The sequence below is a fragment of the Rhodopirellula sp. P2 genome (assembly GCF_028768465.1).
GTDB lineage: Bacteria > Planctomycetota > Planctomycetia > Pirellulales > Pirellulaceae > Rhodopirellula.
This window is the reverse complement of the sequence record NZ_CP118225.1, coordinates 1,222,235-1,245,726: the sequence shown is the minus strand read 5'-3', so window position 1 is coordinate 1,245,726 and position 23,492 is coordinate 1,222,235. Positions and strand designations below refer to the sequence as shown.

The 23,492-nt window shown below is 57.2% G+C and carries 15 protein-coding genes; 9 read left to right on the top strand and 6 right to left on the bottom strand.

Going from position 1 to position 23,492, the window contains the following annotated elements:
- Nucleotides 1–39: 39 nt before the first annotated feature.
- Entirely contained in the window at nucleotides 40–1,302 is a 1,263-nt protein-coding gene (locus tag PSR62_RS04340) for an efflux RND transporter periplasmic adaptor subunit (RefSeq protein ID WP_274406590.1), read from the top strand.
- Between the two features lie 475 nt (nucleotides 1,303–1,777).
- On the opposite strand, the gene PSR62_RS04335 is transcribed toward PSR62_RS04340, so the two are convergent.
- From PSR62_RS04335 to PSR62_RS04320, 4 genes are all read right to left on the bottom strand, one after another.
- The gene (locus PSR62_RS04335; protein WP_274406589.1) at nucleotides 1,778–3,691 is read right to left on the bottom strand and encodes a TolC family protein; all 1,914 of its coding nucleotides are present in this window, start codon (nucleotides 3,689–3,691) and stop codon (nucleotides 1,778–1,780) included.
- 238 nt (nucleotides 3,692–3,929) lie between these two features.
- Nucleotides 3,930–5,162 (bottom strand): glycosyltransferase, encoded by a 1,233-nt coding sequence (locus PSR62_RS04330; RefSeq protein ID WP_274406588.1) that lies wholly within the window; start codon nucleotides 5,160–5,162, stop codon nucleotides 3,930–3,932.
- 179 nt (nucleotides 5,163–5,341) lie between these two features.
- Complete coding sequence (locus PSR62_RS04325) at nucleotides 5,342–6,709, bottom strand: sulfatase (RefSeq protein WP_274408331.1); 1,368 nt, start codon at nucleotides 6,707–6,709, stop codon at nucleotides 5,342–5,344.
- A 17-nt stretch (nucleotides 6,710–6,726) separates the two neighbouring features.
- Nucleotides 6,727–8,226 (bottom strand): sialate O-acetylesterase, encoded by a 1,500-nt coding sequence (locus PSR62_RS04320; RefSeq protein WP_274406587.1) that lies wholly within the window; start codon nucleotides 8,224–8,226, stop codon nucleotides 6,727–6,729.
- Between the two features lie 266 nt (nucleotides 8,227–8,492).
- Here PSR62_RS04320 and PSR62_RS04315 point away from each other — a divergent pair, with 266 nt between their 5' ends.
- From PSR62_RS04315 to PSR62_RS04300, 4 genes are all read left to right on the top strand, one after another.
- Nucleotides 8,493–9,914: a sulfatase-like hydrolase/transferase gene (locus PSR62_RS04315; RefSeq protein ID WP_274406586.1), complete on the top strand. Its 1,422-nt coding sequence runs from the start codon at nucleotides 8,493–8,495 to the stop codon at nucleotides 9,912–9,914.
- A 141-nt stretch (nucleotides 9,915–10,055) separates the two neighbouring features.
- Nucleotides 10,056–12,200 (top strand): sulfatase-like hydrolase/transferase, encoded by a 2,145-nt coding sequence (locus PSR62_RS04310; RefSeq protein WP_274406585.1) that lies wholly within the window; start codon nucleotides 10,056–10,058, stop codon nucleotides 12,198–12,200.
- A 640-nt stretch (nucleotides 12,201–12,840) separates the two neighbouring features.
- Entirely contained in the window at nucleotides 12,841–14,940 is a 2,100-nt protein-coding gene (gene pta / locus PSR62_RS04305) for a phosphate acetyltransferase (RefSeq protein ID WP_274406584.1), read from the top strand.
- A complete protein-coding gene (locus tag PSR62_RS04300; protein ID WP_274406583.1) occupies nucleotides 14,937–16,049 on the top strand; it encodes an acetate/propionate family kinase in 1,113 nt (370 codons plus the stop codon). Before pta ends, PSR62_RS04300 begins: the two co-directional genes overlap by 4 nt.
- A 34-nt stretch (nucleotides 16,050–16,083) precedes the next feature.
- Here the strand turns inward: PSR62_RS04300 and PSR62_RS04295 are convergent, their stop codons facing one another.
- The gene (locus PSR62_RS04295) at nucleotides 16,084–17,625 is read right to left on the bottom strand and encodes an exo-alpha-sialidase (RefSeq protein WP_274406582.1); all 1,542 of its coding nucleotides are present in this window, start codon (nucleotides 17,623–17,625) and stop codon (nucleotides 16,084–16,086) included.
- A gap of 44 nt (nucleotides 17,626–17,669) precedes the next feature.
- Nucleotides 17,670–18,059: a VF530 family protein gene (locus PSR62_RS04290; RefSeq protein ID WP_274406581.1), complete on the bottom strand. Its 390-nt coding sequence runs from the start codon at nucleotides 18,057–18,059 to the stop codon at nucleotides 17,670–17,672.
- Nucleotides 18,060–18,454: 395 nt separating this feature from the next.
- On the opposite strand from PSR62_RS04290, the gene PSR62_RS04285 reads away from it, so the two are divergent.
- The 4 genes from PSR62_RS04285 (at nucleotide 18,455) to rrtA (ending at nucleotide 23,450) form a co-directional block, all read left to right on the top strand.
- On the top strand, nucleotides 18,455–18,691 hold the full coding sequence (locus tag PSR62_RS04285; RefSeq protein ID WP_274406580.1) for a hypothetical protein: 237 nt from the start codon (nucleotides 18,455–18,457) through the stop codon (nucleotides 18,689–18,691).
- A gap of 442 nt (nucleotides 18,692–19,133) precedes the next feature.
- On the top strand, nucleotides 19,134–20,189 hold the full coding sequence (locus tag PSR62_RS04280) for a hypothetical protein (RefSeq protein WP_274406579.1): 1,056 nt from the start codon (nucleotides 19,134–19,136) through the stop codon (nucleotides 20,187–20,189).
- A gap of 166 nt (nucleotides 20,190–20,355) precedes the next feature.
- On the top strand, nucleotides 20,356–22,647 hold the full coding sequence (locus PSR62_RS04275; protein ID WP_274406578.1) for a VIT domain-containing protein: 2,292 nt from the start codon (nucleotides 20,356–20,358) through the stop codon (nucleotides 22,645–22,647).
- Complete coding sequence (gene rrtA, locus PSR62_RS04270; protein WP_274406577.1) at nucleotides 22,644–23,450, top strand: rhombosortase; 807 nt, start codon at nucleotides 22,644–22,646, stop codon at nucleotides 23,448–23,450. Before PSR62_RS04275 ends, rrtA begins: the two co-directional genes overlap by 4 nt.
- Nucleotides 23,451–23,492 lie beyond the last annotated feature (42 nt).

The following is a 23,492-nucleotide window of genomic DNA, read 5'->3' as shown; positions in this document are numbered from 1 at the left end:
CGGACGAATGAATGTCCTGTCGAGGCAAGGAACGACCGCTTGAGTCACCCCGCTAAAAATCACTCGCTGTCTTCCCGTCTCCTGATTGGCATGCTTGCCGTTGGCTGCCTGCTTTTCGCAGCGATCGGATTGCGTCTGTTCAGCCAACGCAACGAGTTGCCGGAACTACGTACCGTGGATGTCGAACGCCGTGACCTTGTGATCACCGTCGGCACCACAGGGACCATTGAACCAGACGAAGTCGTCCAAGTGGGCCCCGACGTCGCGGGGAAGATTGTTCGCTTTGGAATCGACTCCCGCGATCCAAACAAACCCCTTGGTGTCGGTTCGCGAGTCGCCAAGGGCACCGTGCTCTTCCAACTGGATACCCAGCAATACGAGATTGGTTTGGAAAAGGCCCATGCCGCCTATCGCTTGGCGGCTGCCGATTTGGTTCGCTTGGAGGCACAGCATCAACAATCTCAACGAAACCTCGATCGAGCCAATCGCCTGCGTTCGACCAACTCACAAAGCGTCTACGACGAGATCGTCACCGCCAATGAAATGGCCACCGCCATGCTCGCGGTTGGGCAAGCCAAGTTGGAGGAAGCCGAAGCAGAGGTTCATCACGCCCAGGTGAGCCTGGAAAACACAAACATTCGCTCCCCCATCGACGGCATCGTGATCGATCGACGAGCCAACCTGGGACAGTATGTCAGCGTCGGTCACCCGGGGCTCTTTCTGCTGGCCAAGGACCTGGACCAAATGCAAATCCGGGCGTCCGTGAGTGAGAGCGACATCGGCAAAGTGAAACAAGGCCAACCCGTCACCTTCGCCGTTGACGCCCATCGCGATCAAGTGATGACGGGCCATGTGAAAGAGATCTTGCTCAACGCCCGGATGCACGGCAACTTCGTGACCTACGACGTGATCGTGGCGATTGACCCAACCGACCTGAACCTCTTGCCGCACATGACCACGGACGTTGAATTTGAAATCACCAAGCGTGAACAAGCATGGCTGGTGCCGACCGGCGCCCTCCAGTGGTGGCCGGAATCCGAACAGATGGAACAGTCCATCGCCACCGATTTGATCTCACCCAGCGACGATTCCAACGGTCCCGGCCAAGGAGACACCGCCTACGTTTGGGTCCCCGCTGAAGACGGAAAAGTTCGCCCGATTTCGGTTCTCGTGGGCATCGACGACGGTGTGCAGACCGAAGTGATCGGAACCGGATTGGCCCCCGATTCACCGGTCGTGGTTGGCGAAGTCAAACGCACCACGCTGGCCAGAATCATTCCGAAAGTGAAAACGCTTCGGTAAGTATGTGAGCCGCTTGGCGTTAGCCACGGTTCCCTCGCGCAACCAAGTCTCATGCTGGCCTGCTGAATGTTTGGGCTTGTGGCGGCCATGCGTTTGCGCAAGTTTTCATCCCGGTAGGGATGTCAGCTGGTAGCCGTCGGTTGCGATAGCGCACCTGCGGTCAGCGGTCGCTCACGATCACCGACCCCGGAGGGTGTCGTAGCGATCGATCTGCGACACCCTCCGGGGTCGAATGGATGGTCGCATTTGAGATCCGGGGGTGATCGCTATCGCTCAAACCCCCGGCTACTTTCTGAAATCCCTACCGGGATGAAGAAAGACAGAAGCCGGAAGAAAAATTGCGTTCGCTATCAGATCGCCAATACCAAACGTTTCGCAGTCCAGGCAGCGCCCAAACGGCTCACGTGGTTGTTCCTTAACCTCCCTGCCAACCGGCTTCGACGCATCGCTGGATCGCAGGCGTCCGCCACACGTGTCAACGGAACGTGCCAGATTGTGGTGGCACATTTCGCTGCGTTGCGGATGGGCTGGCGATCCGAGTGCCAGTCACATTGTTGTCGAGGTTTTCAGGTCGGGCGAACACCGAAGCGGAGTTCAACGCGAAGCGACATTCATCGATCGTCGGCTGACCAAAGCCCACTCCCATCGCTTGCAGCAATGTGCCTCGAGCGTGGTGAACCTTGATAAACGCCAAGTTGTAGTCGACCAAACTGCGTTGGAATTCGGTCTCCGCCTTGGTCGCTCGGATCTGAGCTTCCAACACGTCTTCCACTTGGATGTCGCCCTCGGCATGCCGTTGCGATTGAGCAGCCAATCGAATCTGTGACGCTTCCTGGCTCTTTGCCATCGAGTTCATGGTGCCATACGCACGATCCAGATCGATGAACGTGGTGCGAAGCTGCGCCGAGATCTGCCGGCGTTGTTCCTCTGCAATCGCTCGCTCGCGCTGCAGTTGAAGCTGGGCATGTCGCACCGCAGCGTTCTCTCGGCGGTTCGCCACCGGCCGACTGTAGTCGACCCCCACCTGCCAACCTTGCAACGCACTGCCAAACAGTTCAGTGTCATTGGTTGGGTCGTCAGCCAGTCGTCGATACTGTCCGATGAAATCCAGTTGGGGTCGTTGCAAGTTCTTCGCGGCTTTGATTTCGAGAACACGCTTGGCGATGACCGCCTGTTGTTTCCGAAGCTCGATTCGGCTGCCTTGTGCCAACGCGTCGCTTTCGCGCCAATCAAACCGAATGGGTGCCTGCAGTGGAGGCCCGATGGGTTGAATCAACCGGTCATCGCAAGCCGGAAGCGCGAGCAACGTCCGCAGTTGGAACTCAACGTTGTAGACGCCCGTTTGCCCTGGAATCGTGCCGCAGATTGCGTTGCGAACAGCGGCCTCGGCAGAATAGAACTGCTGCCTCGCCAAGGCTTCCACGTCAGGCGGACTGACTCGTTGTTCAACACGTTGCTGCTCCAATCGCCACGCTTGGCGAGTGTTTTCCATCGCCGCCCGCTTGGCCGCTAAATCTTGGTAGGCGAAGAACAACTCCCAATAGACGATCGAGACATCACGCACCAATTCAGAAACAGCCTGCTCCACTTCGAGGCTGACCTGCTGATGTTCAATCTGGGCAATCCGAATGCCTCGGTACACCCCAGGTTTCGCCAACGGGCCAGCGATCTCGTTGATCTCGGTTCCCGATCCTCGCATCAGCGGATGCCGAACTTCGGCTCCATAAGCCGCATACAGCCCGCCGGCCAGATCCTCGTCATAGCCACCGATGCTGCCGATCGACACCTGCGTTCCCGAATGCAGGATGCGGCCAACACCCAACCTCGCCAGCGTCTCGGGTTGAGAAAAGACGCCAAATTGGCCGTTTGAGAACGCGGAATTGACTGAGTTGCCATCGCCGTTCCAAACAAAGCTCGATTGGAACTGGGCATCAAAGGCGGACAGGCTCGCGTCGAGCCCCAAATTCGGATCGTTGCGAAGCACCGCCGGATCCAATGTGGTTCGCACCATGTCCGGGTACGACAACACTCGGCCGCCTTGGTCCCGAATGACTTGGCTGTTCCCGAGCGCCAACTGAATCGCTTCGTCCAACGACAAATGCCAAGGCGTCAGCTGATCAAACTCGTCAGCTGTGGGCGGCGATCGCTGCCCCACGGATTCGAAATGCGAAACCGTCGCGATTTCAGATGGCAGGTTTGGCTGCTCAGCGGCAGCTTCCCCAACCGGCTTCTCAAGCGAAATCGCAGACCAATCCGATGCCGTCATCCCTGATTGTTGCGGCGCACGCGGGACCGCCGTCCGGCATCCCGGGAAGCTGGTGGTCACCACTGCGATCAGCATCAGAGCAATCGCTTGGTGAGTCAATTCGAATGATCGCAAAGTACGCATTCGTGGTTCGCAACGTCCTCGGATGCATGCTTTGGGATGATTGGACCTGAACGTTTATCGGAGTTGTAGGCCAGCCCTAACAGCAATACCGGCATCTCCCAAACGAACCACCTAACCCGCAAAGTCGCCTGGCCACAGGACGCTTCCTCGGACGACGCAGGCAAAAAGTATCTGCCAACGCCCCCGCTTTGCTCGTCGATCTTACCGGGCAATCCTAATAGGGAATCCTCTTAAGGAATCACAGCGATCGAGTCTCCGGCATGGGCTCGGAATACGACGTATGCGGTCCTCGTTGGATCTTGTTCCCGCGAATGTGATAGACGATGCCACGCCACTTCACGCTCGTCGTCAAGAAACACTTGCAAAACCAAAACGGCGAGACGATCTGGCTGACGACAATCCAAAACGGCAGTTTCACGAGCGACGCCCCGGTCAATCCATTCGTTGCGGTCCCGCCGTGAGATCCGCTTCGATGAAAGCTGGTTTCACACATCAACACCAGCACCACATTCGAAATCTCGAAAGCCAGAAATGCAAAGAAGGCGACCCACACCGAGTCCAAGTCCGATTGCAGCCATCCCACGATCGCAACCACCGCCGCTAGAAACGGAATGGCCGACGAGATGATGCCGTAGCCAACCGTCGCCGGCCAACTCGAATGATAAAGCTTCGCAGTCAACAATTGCCGCGGCACCCAGTTCATCAAATCGGCGAAGGTGCACGTTTCCCGGTTCACGACCATCACATTGGGAACAAAGACCTGTCGATAACCGTGGCGGCGCAAGACTCGATCGAGCATCGTGTCTTCGCAGAATGCGTGCGACCATTTCTTCAGCAAACCGGCTTCGTCGATCACCTGCCGCCGAATGAGCAGGCTTCCGCCCCAGGCGATCCGAAAGACGATCATGTTGATGGCGGCGGGAATGTTCCAGAGGTATCGAACCAAGGATGCCCCGGTTGGATCCTGAGGTTGGTACCAACGATTGCCCGTTGTGACCGCCACCGTTGGGTCTTGAAGCGGTGCCGCAAGCTCGGCCAACCACGTTCGGTGGGGAACGGTGTCCGCATCACACAATGCGACAACCTCAAACGATGGATCCAGTTCTCGAATCACCTGAACAATCGCACCGCACTTCAGGCTGCATGTCTCCGGCGGATCATGCAAGACGCTGACCCGCACTCGATCGTCCGATTCAAAGTCGCCCAGAATGGCTCGCGAAGGATCCTCTTCGCTGTCCACGACCACATGCAACTGAAACTTTGGGTAATCCTGATCGAGCAAGTGTTGAAGGCACTGCCTCAAAAATGGATCCGCACCGCGGAGACACAGGATGATCGCGGCTTTGGGTGTGAAGCTCGGTTCAGACAACCGGGCCCGTCGTGACATCAGTACGACAAAGACCAGCGAAAAAGCAGCCTGAATCGCGACAATGACGAACACACCCCAACAAAAAGCGATGGCAATCGTCACGTGGGAGCATTCCTAGAAAAGTCGGTGCAGTTCAAAGACAGAGAGAGACGCCCCCAACATCCTCGCCCACCACCTTTCACGGAAGGTCAGTCGATCCACTGCCAACCACGATTCTGCAACGCTAACGCGGTTGCCCAATGCCACCACATCGGCGTGCCGCGAAACAAACGCGAGCTTCCCTATCGCTTTTCAGGGATTCCAGCGCCGGTTGCCTCCAGCCATTCCAACAGCCGCCCCTTCAAATTCAGAGCCACTTCTGGGTGGACTGCGGCCAGATCGTTGGTCTCACTCAGGTCTTTCTGCAAGTCGTACAGTTCGACCGAATCGTCGTCATGACGGAGAATGAGCTTGTATGGACCGCTTCGAATCGCCGAACCGGGTCGATTGTCTTTGTGAAATGCAAAGTGTGGGTAGTGGAAGTACAACGCATCCCGTTCCAGCTCGCCACCGCTGAACAACGGCCGCAATGATTCGCCATCGAGGGACTCACCACTGGCGAGACTCACCCCCGCGGCGTCCAAGATCGTCGCCGTCAGGTCCATGCTGACCACAGGAGTTTCGTTCACCGTCGCCGCTTCGGTCACGCCGGGCCAACGGACGATCAATGGCACCCGCAGTCCGCCCTCGAACAGATATCCCTTGCCTTCTCGCAGCGGTCGGTTGTCGGTCGCACCCGACCAACCACCGTTGTCACTGGTGAACACCACCAGGGTTTCGTCTGCGATTCCCAGTGAGTCCAACTCACGCAGCACACGTCCGACGCCACGATCAGTGGCTTCGATCTGACCACCATAAATGGGATTCTTCAGACCGGGACCTTCTTTGCCTTTGTAATGCTCGATCAGGTCCTCCGGTGCCTCGAACGGATAGTGAGGGTTGTAAGTCCACAGGCACACGAACATCGGCTGGTCTTTTTCGCGACGCATGAACGCAATCGTTTCATCCGCCAACCGATCGGTGAGATATTCGCCTTCCTTGCGAGGCGGCAACGCGGGAATGCGATAAGGATCAAAGTAAGTCGGTGGTCCACCCAGCCCGCAACCACCAACGTTCACATCAAAACCGTGCTCCGTCGGCCAGTACTTTTTGTCGCCGCCCAGATGCCATTTGCCAAAGAAACCGGTGGTGTACCCTGCCGCTTTCAATCGCTCCGCCATGGTCGTGGTCTCGTGCGGCAGTTCATGATTGGTCGGCGGAGGTTGAATCAGACGATCTTCCGGCCAGAAAGATTTGCTATCCGCCCCATGTTGGGTGATATGCAATCTCGCGGGTGCCAAGCCCGTCATCAAGGACGCGCGTGTCGGAGTGCAAACCGTGGATCCGGCGTAGGCATTGTCGAAACGCACCCCCGCTTCTGCCAACGCATCGATGTTTGGCGTCCGCAACACCTCGTTGCCCTGGCAGTGCAAATCCTTCCATCCCATGTCATCCGCCATGATGAACAGGATGTGTGGTTGCTCCGCTGTCGCGGTTGAAACCAAGCAGGCGTTCCAGCAAAACGCCAACAGCAACCCCACCCATAAACGAATCGTTCGAATCTCACTCATGTTTGTCGTTCTCATGATCAGGGTTTCCCGGCAGTGATTGGCCAATCATCGGTTCGAAACGAGGAAGCCGGCAGGCCATCTTGGTTTGACAAATTGGGCATGTCGCCGCTGCCCCAGCCGTACCGAACGGCAACCGGCTTCGCGACCGCATCACTGTGAACCACGATGCTGTCCCCGTCGATCTCAGCGTTGGCCGCGACGAACGTTTGATCGGCCCCGGCGATGACAAAATGACTCGGTGCCTTTCCGTCCGTCGTGGTCAGCCCACCGCCAACATGTTTGAAGTGCAGACGAATGGATGCACCTTCAACTTCAGAACGCTGAAAGAGCGGTCCTGAATCCACCAAATCTCGACGACCGTAATCACGTGCCAATGCCAATCCAGCCAGTCGCTCCCCCACAGGTTTCTTGTTCTTCGGGTGGATGTTGGTCGGGTCACCAATGTCCATCGTGACCACCATTCCGGTGTTGGGTTCCGACAAAGACATCGTCTGGGCCTCCCTCAGAAAGGCAGCACTGGTCGGTTCCTGCTTGTAAGCGAAGGGAGCGATCTGCACAAAGTAAAACGGAAAGTCCCCGGTCCCCCAACGGCTTCGCCAATCACGGATCAGTGCAGGGAACAGGGTCCGGTATTGTTCAGGTTGCTTGACATTGGATTCGCCCTGGTACCAGATCACACCGCGAAACGAGAACGGGATCAACGGCCGAATCATGCTGTTGTACAACACACTTGGGTTCTGTTGATTCAGACCCCGCGGTGTTTTTTGACCACGCCGAAACGTGGTTCCGACTTCGTCCGCTAACTTGGCGTTGGTCGCGAATGATTCATTGAATTCGGGAAAGCTTTCTTTCAATACTTCAGGACTGATCCACGCTTCCGCCGATGAACCACCCCAGTTGGTCGAGATCAATCCAATTGGCACGTCCAGCTCTTGATGCAAACGCGAGCCGAAGAAATAGCCCACCGCACTGAAGTTCAAAACCGTCTGTGGACTGCAAGTGGTCCACTTCGCTTGGACATCGTCTTGTCCTTCCAAAGCCAACATCTGAGGCACATCGCAAAAACGAATCTGCGGGTACTTGGCTCGGACAACATCCTCTTGGAAATGATCCACACCAAAGCCACGCATCTTCCACTGCATGTTTGACTGGCCGGAACAAATCCACACTTCTCCCACCAACACATCGTTCAGTTGCAGCGTTTGATCACCGCTGGTGATGCGAACCTGAAACGGGCCGCCCGCGGAAGGTGTTTTGATTTTGGCTTTCCACTTCCCCTCGGAATCAGCGATGACCTGAACCGTGTCGTTCGACCACGACGGGGTCACCAAAACGGTCGCTCCCGTATCTGCCGTTCCCCAAATCGGAGCGTTGGTTGCTTGCTGCAACACCATCCGATCACTGAACATCCCCGACAATTGCAACGCCGTCCGCGGGGAGGTTTCCACTTGGGCGACCACCGCCGTGGAAGCGAGGATCAGCCAGAACGGCAAGGCAGCAGACAGGACACGAAGCATAGCGACTCAGCAATCAATCATTGGGCGGTCAAGGGAACGCAAGGTCCAAGGATTATCATTCAACGGACAATGAAAGCAAAGCGCGGCTGCGACCACTGCGATGAACTCATGCACGGAATCGCTTGGGTTTCAATCGGAAGGCGTGTGAAAACCCGCCTTTATCCCCACGCAACGATTCTCGACACCCCTGCGATGATGCAAGCGGGGGACTACCATGTGGCCTGCCATTTTTTTCAGTTTCTCATCCGCATCCTCCGAAGTCAGCCATGAATTCCCCATCGCTCATTCGCGCCATCGCAGCGTTTTTCCTGGCGGTTCCATTGTCAACTTCGCTGGCGTTCTCGGCTGACACCGCATCGCCCAACATCATTTTGTTGATGAGCGACGACCAAGGGTGGGGCGATGTCGGCTTCAACGGCAACGATGCTGTGAAGACGCCTCACCTCGATGCGATGGCTGCCGACGGGGTTCGATTCGATCGTTTCTACGCTGCCGCGCCACTTTGCTCCCCGACTCGCGGAAGTTGCCTCACCGGTCGCTACCCGTTTCGCTTTGGCATCCTGGCGGCTCACACCGGTGGCATGCGAGTCGGCGAAATAACCATTGCTGAAATGCTGAAGAAAAGGGGTTACGCGACTGGCTTGTTCGGCAAGTGGCACATCGGCTGGGTGAAGCCCGATGAAGTTGGCACGCGAGGTTTTTACTCCCCTCCGTCGCATCATGGTTTCGATGAGTACTTCGCCACGACCAGTGCGGTGCCGACTTGGGACCCAACCATCACGCCCGAAGATTGGGACAGTTGGGGCAACAAGCCAGGCGAACCATGGAAAGGTGGCTTCCCCTACATTCACAATGGCGTCGAAGCCAAAGAGAATTTGTCGGGAGACGACAGTCGCATCATCATGGATCGTGTGATCCCGTTTGTGGAAGCCAACCAATCCCAACCGTTCCTGGCGACGGTTTGGTTCCACGCACCTCATGAACCGGTGGTCGCTGGCGAAGAGTTCCAAAAGCTGTACCCCAAAGCCGGCAGCAAGCGAAAGAACTACTACGGTTGCATCACGGCCATGGACCAACAAATCGGTCGACTCCGAACCAAACTCCGTGAGCTTGGCATCGAGAAGAACACGGTGATCTTCTTCTGCAGTGACAATGGCCCGTCGGACGGATTGACGAAGAAGAAGGTCGCGTCCGCCGGACCTTTCAAAGGGCACAAACACACGATGTATGAAGGCGGCCTGCTTGTTCCCGCCTGTGCGGAGTGGCCCGGGACGATTCCTGCTGGCACCTCCACCGACGTGCGATGCAGCACCGTCGATTTTCTGCCAACCGTGGCATCGATCGTGGGTGATTCGATGGCGACCCAAGCCAATCGCCCCATCGATGGCATCGACTTGATGCCCGTGATTCGCGGCGACGTCGATGCTCGAGACCGAAGCCTGTTCTTTGGCTATCGCAGGTTGCATCAAGGAGTCGACGGCAAAGCGATCATCTCAGGCGATTGGAAACTGCTTCAAGAAGCCAAGAAAGACGGACGGGTGCGTCTGTACGATCTCGCCCAAGACCCGTTTGAGAAAAACGATTTGTCCGCCGAACTGCCAGAACAAACCGAGCGACTTCGCAACCAGTTGGAAGAACTGGAGGCAAGTTGCCAACGCAGTCGCGATGGTGCTGACTATCGGTACTGAACCGCGGCCATGCGGTTTGTTGTCGGGACCCAACCTCTGTCTGTGGGCGGAGCCCCCACCACACCTCCCCAACCAAGAGAACACGAGATGGGCAAGACTCTTTTCACAACAATGCATGGCGTGGCATTGGCTTGCGCCCTGATGGTGTTTCCATCTGCCGTCGGCGCAGCGGACGAACACGACATCTATCTGCTTGCCGGACAATCCAACATGGACGGTCGGGGACTCGCGAGTGATTTATCGGAAGAGCAAGCGAAACCGGTCGATGACGCCATCATCTTTTATCGCAGTGTGCCTCGCTTCAGCGACGGTTGGAAACCACTCGGCCCCGGATTCAGTGTGCCGCCGAAATACAAAGGTGACCTTCCCTCACCAACGTTTGGTCCCGAACTCGGGTTTGCTCGTTCGATGCGACAGACCCACCCTGACCGGAAACTGGCCCTGATCAAAGGTTCCAAGGGCGGCACCAGCCTGCGCGCCGACTGGAAGCCCGGTGTGCAGGGAGATCCCAGCAGCCAGGGACCTCGGTATCGCGACTTCATCGAAACCATTCGGATGGCAACGAAGGAACTGGAACAAAGAGGCGATCGATTCGCGATTCGTGGACTGCTTTGGCACCAAGGCGAATCGGATTCCAAATCGAGCACGGAGGTCTATCAACGCCGACTGGAAGAACTGATCGTTCGCATTCGAGAAGACGTCGGCGTTCCCGAACTGCCGGTGGTTGTCGGCGAGGTCTTTGACAACGGCAAACGCGACAGTGTCCGCGCGGCGATTCAAGCGGTCGCCGCCAGCAGCTCCACCGTCGGACTGGTTTCGTCAGAAGGCACGGAAACATCGGATCCTGGAACTCACTTCGACGCCCCCAGTCAATTGCTGCTGGGAGAACGTTACGCCACTGCGATGAGCGAGCTTCCCATCCCCGAGCCTGGCAAGATGCCAGCGATCTCAGCACAAAGCCGCAGCGACAAACCCAACGTGCTGTTCATCACCGTTGATGATTTGAACGACTGGGTCGGCTGCCTGGGAGGCAACCCGGACGCGCAAACCCCCAACCTCGATCGGCTGGCACAACAAAGCGTCTTGTTCAACAACGCCCACTGCCAGGTGGCCCTGTGTTACGCGTCACGAGCCTCGTTCATGACCGGCATGTATGCGTCCCAAACGGGGATCTACAACAACTCGTCCAAGTCAGCCAACGAGTCCTATCACCGGGCGAAACACTTGCCCGTTTGGTTTGGCGAGCACGGGTATCGAACGATGTGCATGGGCAAGATCTACCACAACGATCACGGCAAGAAGGCCTACTGGGATGAGATCGGCCCCAAGACTCTCCGCTGGGGACCGGAACCACCAAACGGTCGACAATTTGCTAAACGATTCGGCAAAGATGCGCAAGACTCACTGGCTTGGGCCGCACTCGACATCGAAAAAGGTGGCATGCCTGACGAACAGATCGCTGCCTGGGGAATTGAGAAACTCAGCGATGAATATGACCAACCGTTTTTTCTGTCGCTGGGTTTCTACAAACCGCACACCCCGATGACGGCCCCGAAGCGATACTTCGATCAGTTCGATCGAGACAGCCTGACATTGCCGGAGGTACTGGAAAACGATCTGGATGATGTGCCAGAAATGGGTCGCCGATGGGTGCTCGATCGCAGCAAACTGATTGCCGAAGATGCCGTCCGCCAATACAGCCCAACCTACCGACGAGAACTCGTGCACGCTTACCATGCCTGCGTGGCCTTGATTGATGACTGCATCGGTCAAGTGCTGGAGCATTTGGACAACAGCCCCTACGCGGACAACACGATCGTGGTCCTGTGCTCCGATCACGGCTGGCACTTAGGAGAAAAGCATCACTGGCGAAAATGGATGCCCTGGGAAGAATCCACCCGCAGTTTGCTGATCGTGCGAACGCCCAACGCGGCCGGCAATGGAAACGTCAGTGAACGAACCGTGGGACTGATCGACATCTACCCCACCCTTGCAGACCTCTGTGACCTAACGCCTCCAAGCGATTTACAAGGCTTGAGTTTCCAACACCTGCTGGAAAATCCCCAAGCGGCATGGGACCGCCCCGCACTCACCTCCACCAAAGCCGGCAACCACACGGTTCGCTCGCAGCGTTGGCGTTACATTCGCTATGCAGATGGTTCAGAAGAACTTTACGATCACGACAACGATCCCCATGAATGGCACAACCTCGCGGGTGATCCGTCCCTGGACGCGATCAAGAAGCAGCATGCGGAATGGATGGACCGGCTTAACCAGGTGGACTGAGTCATTTGCTCTCCAGCAATGGGCATGACGGTTTTGCGTCTCCGCCTTCTGCAACGTCTCCCGGTCCACCACCCAACACGTTGGTGTTTGTGGCAACAGACAACCAAAGCGAATCGAGGTTCGCAAACGAATGGTTGATCGCCAGCAATGCGGGTGTTTCATCGGCATCCAACAACAGCTCAATCGCCGCTGGCAAGTACTAGCCGGCTGAGTGAACGCCGTGCACTTCACTACAGATCGTATCGTTGGCACGATGAACGGCATGTGCAGTCAATGCGTCATCCACCATCGGATCAGGCCAAAGAACCTGGAAAAGTCTTTCGCAGGTGATTGGCGAGCAGTCGGACGGGTGGTTGCCGAAGCTGCCTTCCAGCCCAAGAATTCATCTTGATGACAGTGTCAGCCTCTCTGATATCCCCTCTGACAAAGAAATTGCAGATGGCGAAACCTCGCCCCATTGAACTGGAAGCAATCCGCCGCCTCCCTCCCCGACTGACAAGCAGGCCACTGGCGGATTCCGATCAGGTGCCTTCAGTCCGGTGAGCGATCACCGCGGCAATTGGTAGACTGAGCCACCGGCAACCCCTGCAACCGTCCGCCTCAGGCGTGGTTGTGACCTCATCAGCGGCACGGCAAACCTTTGATCCAACGCAGCGTCTACATCGGCACCAATGGCAACGCGACCGGAAAACGCATGGTCGCCCTGGGCATGATGGAACTGGCCGCCCGACGATTTGGTCGAGTGGCTTTCTTTCGTCCAGTCGTTCATTTCGGCCCCGACGAGGACCAGAGCATTCGCATGATGCGATCCCGATACGGGCTCGTCACTCCGGCCGACGAAATGTTTGGTGTCACGCGTGCGCAGGCCAGACAAATGCTAGCCGACGACCGCTACAGCAGCCTGATCCAGCTCATTCAACAACGATTCAAAACACTCGAAGCGAAGGCCGACTTTGTCGTCGTTGAAGGCACCAGCTACCAGGGACTTGCACCGGAACTGGAGTTCGAACTGAACGCGGACATCGCCGCCAACATCGGCTCCCGTGTTCTGTCCGTTTACGCGATGGGAAATCGCTCGGTCGATGAGTGCGTGCAATCCGTGCTGATTGGGAACGAGAGCTTTGTGGACCGAGGCGCACAATTGATCGCGACCATCATCAACAAAGTCCCCGACGATCAATCGACGGCCCTGCACGCGGCCATCAAGACCTCCAAACTGGATTCCAAAGCACCTCTGTACTTTCTTCCGGATGAACCGTTGCTGCGCCAACCAACGGTTCGCGAAATTCAGTTCGGCATCGGCGCCAAACTGGTTTCTGGCGATGAGTCCTCCCTGGACCGAGAAGTCGCGGTTCTCAAAGTTGCAGCGATGCAACTGCCAGGTTTCCTGGAACGACTGTCCAACGCCGCGCTCGTGATGACCCCCGGTGACCGCAGCGACATCCTGGTCGGCTGCGTGCTGGCATGCTCGCAACCCGACGGACCATCACCAGCGGCAGTCGTGCTGACCGGCGGCATCCTGCCACCGCCCTCCATCCGCCGCCTGGTCGAAAACGCCAACGCGTTGCCGATCCTGGTCGCCAACGAAGACACCTACACGGTCGCCTCCAAAGCCGCGGAGGTTCGCGCTGAAATTGGAGATCATTCCCCGCGAAAAATTGAATCCGCGATTGGAGTCTTCGAACGTCACGTCGACACAGACTCACTTGCCGATCGACTGCAAGCTCCCGTGGTCCCACGAATCACACCGATGCTGTTTGAACACTCGCTGATCCAGCGAGCAAGACAGCAACGCGTCAAAATCGTGTTGCCCGAAGCGACGGAACCGCGAATCCTGCAGGCCGTCGATGTGTTGCGGCGTCGCGATGTGACCGACTTGATTCTGCTCGGCGACCCGAACCTGATCGCGGCTGCGGCGGCACGTGCCGGCGTCATGCTTCCCAACGATGGGCTCGAAATCATTGATCCCGCGACCAGCCCGCTCAGGGAATCGTTCGCCAGCGAATACTATCAACTCCGAAAACACAAAGGTGTCACCACCGACATCGCTCACGACCGGATGATCGATGTCACCTATTTCGGCACCATGCTGGTGCACCGGGGTTTGGCCGGAGGCCTGGTTTCCGGTGCGATTCACACCACCGCCAACACCATTCGCCCGGCGTTTGAATTCATTCGTACGCGTCCCGATGTGAAGGTGGTCAGCAGTGTGTTTCTGATGTGTTTGAAGAAAGGGGTCCTCGTTTATGGTGACTGCGCCGTGATCCCCAATCCCACCGCTGAACAACTCACTGAAATTGCAATCAGCAGTGCCGAGACCGCGATTCAGTTCGGCATCGATCCGAAGATCGCCATGCTGTCCTACTCCACTGGCGAAAGCGGGCACGGCGAAGATGTCGAAAAAGTCCGTGAAGCGACGGCGATGGTTCGCAAACGACGGCCCGACTTGTTGGTCGAAGGACCACTGCAATACGACGCCGCGGTCGACCCCGATGTCGCCGCGACCAAGCTGCCCGGCAACCCGGTCGCGGGACAAGCCACCGTGTTGGTCTTTCCCGATCTGAACACCGGCAACAACTTGTACAAAGCCGTTCAGCGATCCGCCGGCGCAATCGCAATTGGGCCCGTCTTGCAGGGGTTGAACAAGCCCGTCAACGATCTGTCGCGTGGATGCACCGTGACCGACATCGTCAACACCGTGGCGATCACCGCCATCCAAGCCCAAACGGTGGCGCCATGAATGTCCTGGTCTTCAATGTTGGCAGCACGACGCTGAAGTACGCGTGCATTGACGCCGAAACGGAGGAAGTCACCACATCGGGGTTGGTCGATCGAATTGGACAACCCGGCGGTGATGCGATCAATCACGTCGTGGCCGCCAAGATCGCCATCGACGAAGTCGGATTGAACAACGTTTGCGTGATCGGGCACCGAATCGTGCAGGGCGGCGACCTGTTCCTGGGGCCGACCCTCGTCACGCCAGACGTTTTGAGCCGCCTTCGCACCCTGGACACCTTGGCCCCACTGCACAACCCCGCTGCCCGTTCGGTGGTGGAGGGATTGGTCGAAATCGGAACACCCCAAGCCCTGGTTTTCGACACGTCTTACTTCGCAACACTTTCCCCCGCCGCGTATCGCTACGCTGTCCCCGAAGACTGGTATCAGAAGCACGCCGTCCGTCGTTACGGTTTTCATGGGACGTCGCACCAGTACGTCACTCAAAAAGCGATCCAGTTCATTGGTGGCAACGATGAATCTCGCATCATCTCTCTGCATCTCGGTGGCGGGGCCAGTGCAACCGCATCGATCGGAGGTCGCGCCGTGGACACCTCGATGGGAATGACACCACTGGAAGGACTGGTGATGGCGACGCGCTCAGGCGATTTGGATCCCGCGATTGTGCTGCACATGACCGAGCACGCCGGGCTCGAACCGAGCGAGGTTCGAAACGCACTCAATCGCAAAAGCGGCCTGCTCGGCCTGTGCGGCGATCAAGACATGCGGACGGTGCTCGACCGTCGGCAAACTGGCGATCCAGCCGCGACACTGGCGATTGACATTTACGTTCGCCGAATCATCAAAACGATCGGCAGCTACATCGCCATCCTGGGCGGCTTGGATGCGTTGGTCTTCACTGCCGGTGTCGGCCAGCATTCCCCCGAGATCCGCGGGCTGGTTTGCCAGTCGCTCCAGCACTTTGGGATCGCGTTGTCGGAACAAAAGAACCGAGCGTGCTGCGAAGAAACCGTGGACATTTCAGCGTCTGGTGCCCGGGTTCACACCCTGGTGGTCGACACCAACGAAGAACTGGCCATCGCAAGACTCGTTCGCAACACAACATCAGCGTGACGAGCCGCGCGTCCGGCGTGGCAACCTAGTCGACCTAAAGTTTATCCCCTTCGCGGCGACCGCCACCATGGTCGCTCGGACGGCTCACGATGTTGTTCAAATAGCTCTCGTCTTGGATGAGCTTGCCCGCCAGAACATCCTCTTCCGTGATCTTTGACAAAAAGATCGTGTGCTGGCCGATCGTGCCGCGTCCTTGATCGTAGACGATGTAGATGGCCCCATCTTTTCCAATCGCCGCCGACGGATAGCTGATCTGACCGTCGTCACACAAAAGCAATTTGTGCGGGAAGGTTTTGCCACCGTCCTCACTGAGATAGGCGGTCATTCGGGTGCGCGCGGTCTTGTGCTTTTGGAGCTCGCGTTCTTCACCGTTCTCGTCGGTGAAGTGATAGGTTCTCCGGCCGGCTTCTTCCTTTATCTGGACGTCGTTGGCGACCAACAGAACTCTTCCCGATGGAAGTGTTTTGAGAATGCACTTCGTATTGATCGAGAACTGCATGGGGAAGTAGCCGCCCAGTTCCCAAGTCTTGCCGCCATCATAGGACTCGGCAAACTTCTGACCTTTCTTGGCACGGTAGAAGGTGAACAGGCTGCCGTCTTTCCGGAGGATGGGCATCTGCTCCGCAAACACCGCGTCATTGTCGACGGGAAGTTCGGAAACGAACAACGGCTTGCCATCGACGCCTTCTTTCAAGAAACGAATTCGGACCTTGTCTCGAACGCCGACCAACTTGAAGTCGTCCATCGAGCGCAGAATCGTGCCGTCTGGAAAAACCAATGGCTTCATGACGGAGATGTTTTTGTTCCCCAGCAACCGAGGCTCACTCCATGCGGTGTACTCGTTTTCAGGATCGAGCATGGTGAACTCCCACGCCGAAGTGGCAAATTCGTCTTGCCCTTTGAAATCGATGTTGCGAAGGCCGATGAAACGAACATTGCCGTTCGAGTCCTTCCACAGCATCGGGTCAGACGCTCCTCCGCCGAGGAGCTCACTGGGGTCGAACACAAAGACTTCTTTCCAAGTCTTCCCACCGTCGGCGGAAGTCGAGATGACCGAGAATTGGTCGTGATGAAAGGGCGCTCGTTCCGCTTGGACGTTGGATCCAAACCAAGTCGCCCAGAGCCTGCCGCCATCGGAAATTTCAACCTGCGGACAACCTTGAAAGACTCTGAGATTGATGCGGTGCTTGTGATAGGGCGGCTGCCCGTCGTGATTGATCTTGGTCAGAGTCGGTGGCGTCTTCCCTGTGATCCCATAAGGGAATTTCTGCGACACATGATCGGGTGCAGGCATGCTGGTGTCGCCCAAGACCGAGCCGGGGTCCACTGTTTGGGCGTGCAGTGTGCCAGTGTTCAAAAAATGACACGGCAACAGATTGAGAATGAGGCCGCAAGCCAACAGGCAGGCGCTCGCATGGCGAACAAACGGAACGGAGGTGGGCATGGGTTTCCTTTGCTGTGATTCCTGACAGTCGACGGGTGGGAAGTCGGGAGAGGCTGGTCCAGGAACCGTGGGGGTGGCCCACATTCTGATACATCGCCCCCTGAAAACAACCCGATTCGGACCGTTCAGCATTCCGCCCATTGCCGGCAGCACCCCAGCCAGGCCCCCATCGCCATTCAGCTCCGACGTGCTTGATCCCAAACGCTGCCGGTCTTCTTGGGGACGTCCGTGGGCTCGGCTTGCTTCTTGCCCTTTCGCTCGTCATAGCTGATCGAGTCCAGGTACAGACGCTCCACTTTGGCGCGAGCCCACTCTGTTTTGCGAAGAAACTTCAGACTGCTGTTGATACTTGGGTCGTACGTGAAGCAGTCGATCCGAATTCGCTCTCCCAACCGCTCCCAGCCATACTCGTCGACCAAGTATTCCACCATCGCTTTCAGCGTGACGCCATGCAGCGGATTGTTGGGCTGCGTCCCTTTCGACACAGGCGCACTGTCAGACTCGGCCAAACGGTTGGAATCGGGCGAACCATTTGATTCGGGCGGATTGGGCAGAGGATCATTCATGGTCCCCAAAAGATATCGGAGAAACCGCTGCCCGCAATGACTCCCGGTCGTTTTGTCGGCTCGGTCGATCCTCCGTATCCCCTCTTGGCTACGGCGAAGCAAACACATGAAATGGCTTCGAAACGCTGCCATTTCCAGCGTTGATTCAATCGGTTCGCATCCGTCAGCCGATCCGCACAGAGGTCATCGTGATGGATCCCGATCAGGCCTTCATGAATCGCTGACAGAATGCGTCGTCATGTCGGCGGCCGCTGCGATCGACATCTGCCCATATTACGACCGGTCAGCTGGACTTTAAATATCCAAATCACCATACTTCTAGTCAGATCGTCCAAAGTTAGGCGATGTGAGCAACTCAGCCATTCCCAAGCGAGGGGCAAAGCCAATGGACGTTCTTGCTTCTTCCAGAAGATGATATTCAATCGCTTGTCGACCAATTGGTTTCAGCACAACTGGTTTCTGTCTCCCACCCGAACCGCATGCTGTCGATCACGGAAGCCGGCACACGACTCCTCTCCAAACTCGACAGCCCCATCCTGGCCCTGCATCGTCGACAACTCTCTCACTTTTCCGAAGGCGAACTTGCTGAGTTCAACCGCCTGCTTGTCAAAGCCCGCAATCCCGCCGGCTAAGCAGCCGAAAAACGGCGACCTGGCCACGGCCTTGATGAGGCTTCGCGATCAACAGACCGCTACAATTTCTGAAATATCTTCGCCGCATCGACTCCATTTCAATCGGTAGCCAGGAGAAACTCGATGTCAAGAAGCGAACGACACCAAAAATTCATTGCCCTCCAAGAAAAGAATGTTGAAAAGGGACGACGGTACCTGATCGAGGAAGCTTACTGCAAACATCCCGATTCAGAGCTTCAAGTTTTGTACTGTGAGACCTTTCCGATTCCAGAACCACCCGAACCTGGTTTGAAGGGCATTCTAAGAAAGCTGAATCACCGCAGAACGACTCGCTGCCGCGAAACAAATCGGCAGGGTGAGCAGGGGCACATGGACAAAAAAACGATTGCGATGGCTCACCGATCCACGTGTGATTGAATCATTGCTCATTAGCGTGACTGGAATGAAGTCGATCTCTCTCTCATCGAGCCAAAACGTGATGTGGTTTCAACAATTGACGGGAATCAGCGAAGAATCCCCCGCCCAGGTTCGCCAACAACTTTCGATCGACGGTGACTGCATCGTCTGCTCCGATGGAAAACGGATTGCATTTGGCCGTCTCGAAACACCCAAGCTTTCAGAACTCCGACAAGCCGTTTTTGATTTGAAAGTCGAACCGCAGCACTCCACCCTAAATGAGATCGTCGGGGATGCTTGCGGACTGCACGCTCGACCTGCCAATGAGAACGCGATGTTCCAAGTCGCCTCGCAGTTCAATTTGCTGGAAATGACCAGCCCATCGGTAACACCCGAGCATGGGATTGAGATCTACGAGTCAGACCCCACTCAAGGCCCCGCGTGTGCGATCGCTTGCGGTGCGGGCACGATCTACCGCAACTACTTTGCTCCGGTTGGAAAATCAATCGGCCAAAGTGCGGCGGTTCAAATCGACTGTTCCAGTGACCTCGGCAAACGACTCGGCAATGTCGGCTGCCGATTGTGGGAGATGCAAAACGGCTACCTCTTCCCAACCAACGATGGGCTCAACGAAATCACCACCAAGCTTCATCAGGCCAGTGAGGACGAACTGAATGAGCTTCGCGGAGAACTGCGAATTGGCCTACAATGGCAAACCGAAGTCACGCTCCGCGGTGCCAAGCATCGAGTCAGCCAAGCGTATTGCTCAGCGTTGCCAGTCGCATACGACCGGCAATTCCCCAAGCGTTCAGCTGATCAATGGGCGAACTTCGCGAAGCTCGTGCTGGACGCGGCTTACGAAGCCACGCTAGCCGCTGCGGTGATCAACATGCAAAACTCCGGTAGCCGGGCCGTTTACCTGACGCTCCTGGGCGGAGGCGTTTTCGGGAACCAGGAGAAATGGATCCTCGCCGCGATCGAGCGAGCATTCCACCAACACAGCCGCCACGGCCTCGACATCCAAATCGTGTCTTACCGTCAATCCCATCCCGCCGTGGCGGAACTCGTCCGGCGAATCAACGCTTCCTCGATGTCAACCTAAAGTTCTCAGAGAGGGACAAAGACACTCCCCCGCGACTGCCTGTTCGCAATCGCCCGGCTGAATGGTGTCTCCGTGAGAAGTTTCACGATTTCGCGCTGCACCACCCCAACAACGGGGTCTTTCTAGAGAGTCACTTCGATTCTCAATCCCTGGAGCACCTCGTCTCGTGAACGCTCAATCCCCCGGCCATCGGATGCAATCGACACGATTGCCTTTGATCGCGTCCGTCGTCGTTCTGGCCTCCGCCTTCCTCTGCTCTGCCGTCGTACAGGCCGGCTACACCGTGCTCGGCGGAATGCCCGTCACGCAGGGGCAGATGCGAGTCGGCGAAAACGATTTCGAACAACTCAAAGCCAAACTGCCGGCACCCAGCCCCAGCTTCACGCTCAAGGAGACTCGGGTGGAAGCTGAGATCTCAGGGGTGCTGGCACGTGTTCGTGTCTCGCAAGTGTTCCAGAACCCGCATCCTGAACGGCTGGAAGCGTTGTACGTGTTCCCGCTGCCTGAGAACTGCGCCGTCGACGCCTATTCCTTTCAGATCGGCGAACGAGTGATCGTCGGCGAAGTCAAACGAAAAGAAGAAGCCCGGCAAGAATACGAACAAGCTCGCGACGAGGGTCGCAAAGCGGCACTGTTGGAACAAGAGCGAGCCAACGTGTTCTCTCAATCCGTTGCCAACATCCCAGCGAACAGCGAGGTGACCGTCCACATCGAATACGTGCACCCGCTGGAGATCGACGAAGATCGCTACGTCTTCCGTTTCCCCATGGTTGTTGGCCCGCGATACATCCCAGGAACCCCGGTCAGCCGTCCCAACGTGGGACGCGGTTGGGCAGCCGACACCGATCAAGTCCCCGACGCCTCGCGGATCACCCCCGATTCCCTTCCCGAAGGCATGCGAAACGGCAACGACGTGTTTGTGTCAGTCAAGATCGATGCCGCGATGCCGATTCAGCAAATCGTGCCAGTCACTCATGAGCTGAACATTCAACAAACCTCCGATACCCACGCTGCGATCACACTGAAGAACCAATCCACCATCGCAGACAAGGACTTCATCATCGAATATCGCTTGGCTGGTGATGACAGCACCCTGGCTTCACTAACCCATCGCGAATCCGACGCAGAAGATGGTTACGTGATGTTGGCGTTGCAACCCAAGTGGTCGATCGAACCAACCGAAATCATGCCTCGCGAAGTGATTTTGGTGTTGGACACCAGCGGATCGATGAACGGGCCCGCGATCAGCCAACTGCGTTTGTTCGCGGATCATGTGCTCGATCACCTGAACCCCAACGACGAATTCCGAGTTATCGCCTTCAGCAACCGTACGACCGCGTTCCAACCCAATGCAATCGCGGCAACCGACGCGAACATCCAATCCGCCAAGCAATTCGTTCGCGGTCTGCGTGCCAGCGGTGGAACCAACCTGTTGCCCGCACTCAAGTTGGCACTCGGCGGCGAGTCAGACGAATCCGCGCGTCCTCGCTACATGGTCCTGATGACCGATGCACTCGTCGGCAACGACCACTCGATCCTTCGTTATCTCCAACAACCCGAGTTCCAAGATGCTCGCGTGTTCCCCATCGCATTCGGAGCCGCACCCAATGACTACTTGATCAGCCGTGCGGCCGAGATGGGACGCGGGTTTTCAATGCAAGTCACCAACCAAGACAACACGCCGGAGATCGCTCGCCGGTTCCATGAACTGACCAGCCAACCTTACATGACCGACTTGCAAATCGATTGGGGAGGACTGGTTGTCAAAGACCAAGTTCCCTCGCGGCTTCCCGATCTGTACGCAGGCAAACCTCTGATCGTCTTGGGCCGTTACGACACACCAGCCACCGGCACGATCACGCTGAAGGGCAACGTCTCAGGCCAGCCTGTTCAGATGGGCATGGAGCTCGAACTTCCCAAACAAGAAGCCGAGCATGACTCGATCGGTCCGGTCTGGGCTCGCCAACGAATTCGGCAAATCTGGAACCGTGACGTGGGAGCTGAAACGCCTGCGGGCCGCGCCGAGATCACTGAGTTGGGACTGAAGCATCAACTGATGACTCAGTACACGTCGTTCATCGCGGTGGAAAAAGAACTTTCCGAACCACCGCAAGGACAACTGGTCACCGAAGCCGTCCCAGTCATGACACCTGAAGGCATGACCCAAAAATCAGCCGGCCGATCGGTCGCTGCGAAGCCAGCACCTCGACATCAGGTATCCACGCACTCAACCCCCGCTGTGCCAGCCGCCTCTGCACCGGCAACCGTCTCAACACCAACGCCCGCTTCAACACCCTCGCCGGCACCACGATCGAGCGGCGGCAACTACGGGGGCGGCGGTGGAGGAGGCGGCGGACCAATCGGCCCGATCACTGGGATCGTTTCCCTCGGCGGTGCGGTGGCCGCGATGATGCGTCGACGGAAGTCGCGAAGCAACAATCAGGATGTGGTCCGATGAGCGCCGGTGAATCACTGCTCCCAACGCTTCCCAAGACCAACGGCACATCGATCCCATCGGTGTGCCGCCAGGGAAGCGTCTGGATCCGACAGCTTCCAGTGACGCTGCTGATGTCAGTCATCGCGATCGCTGCGTACGCCTTCCCCAGCCTAACCGCTGGGTTGCAACTCGACTTCGCCGCCGTTTCCTCCGGGCAGTGGTGGCGGCTTCTATCCGGTCACCTCACCCACTTTGGCGGCGGCCACATGTTTTGGGACTTGCTGATGTTCGCGGTCTTGGGTGCCGCTTGCGAACGACAAAATCCTCGGCTCTTTCCCATCGCACTCATCGCGATGTCGCTCGGCATCTCCGCGACCATCTTGCTCACGTGCCAAGACGTCACGACCTATCGAGGCCTGAGCGGCATCGACACGGGATTGTTTGTTTGGTTCCTCGCCATCCAAATCCGCCAATCTCTCGCCGACCGAGACCGCACGTTCACGTGCTTCTGGACCGCCGCTGGAGTCTTGCTCCTCGCAAAACTTGGCTACGAATTCACCACCGGAGAAATCCTCTTCGTCAACGCCGAAGGTTTTCAACCGCTGGTCGAATCCCACCTGTCCGGTGCTGCAATCGGAGCGGCCATTGCGGGACTGGGGATGCTCTCAACAACGCGTCCTCCCCAGACACCCGTGGCAAAAACATGTCGTCCCGTTGGGACTCAAACGGTTCGTCCACTGCGAACTTCATGCGGCACCCCTGCCGGCTCCATCCCACAGCAACGAAATGGAACCGCCAAACCGGCTCGATCCGAACGGCTATGATTGGTGTCTCACGCAATTCATTTCGACGTTCACGCCAATCGT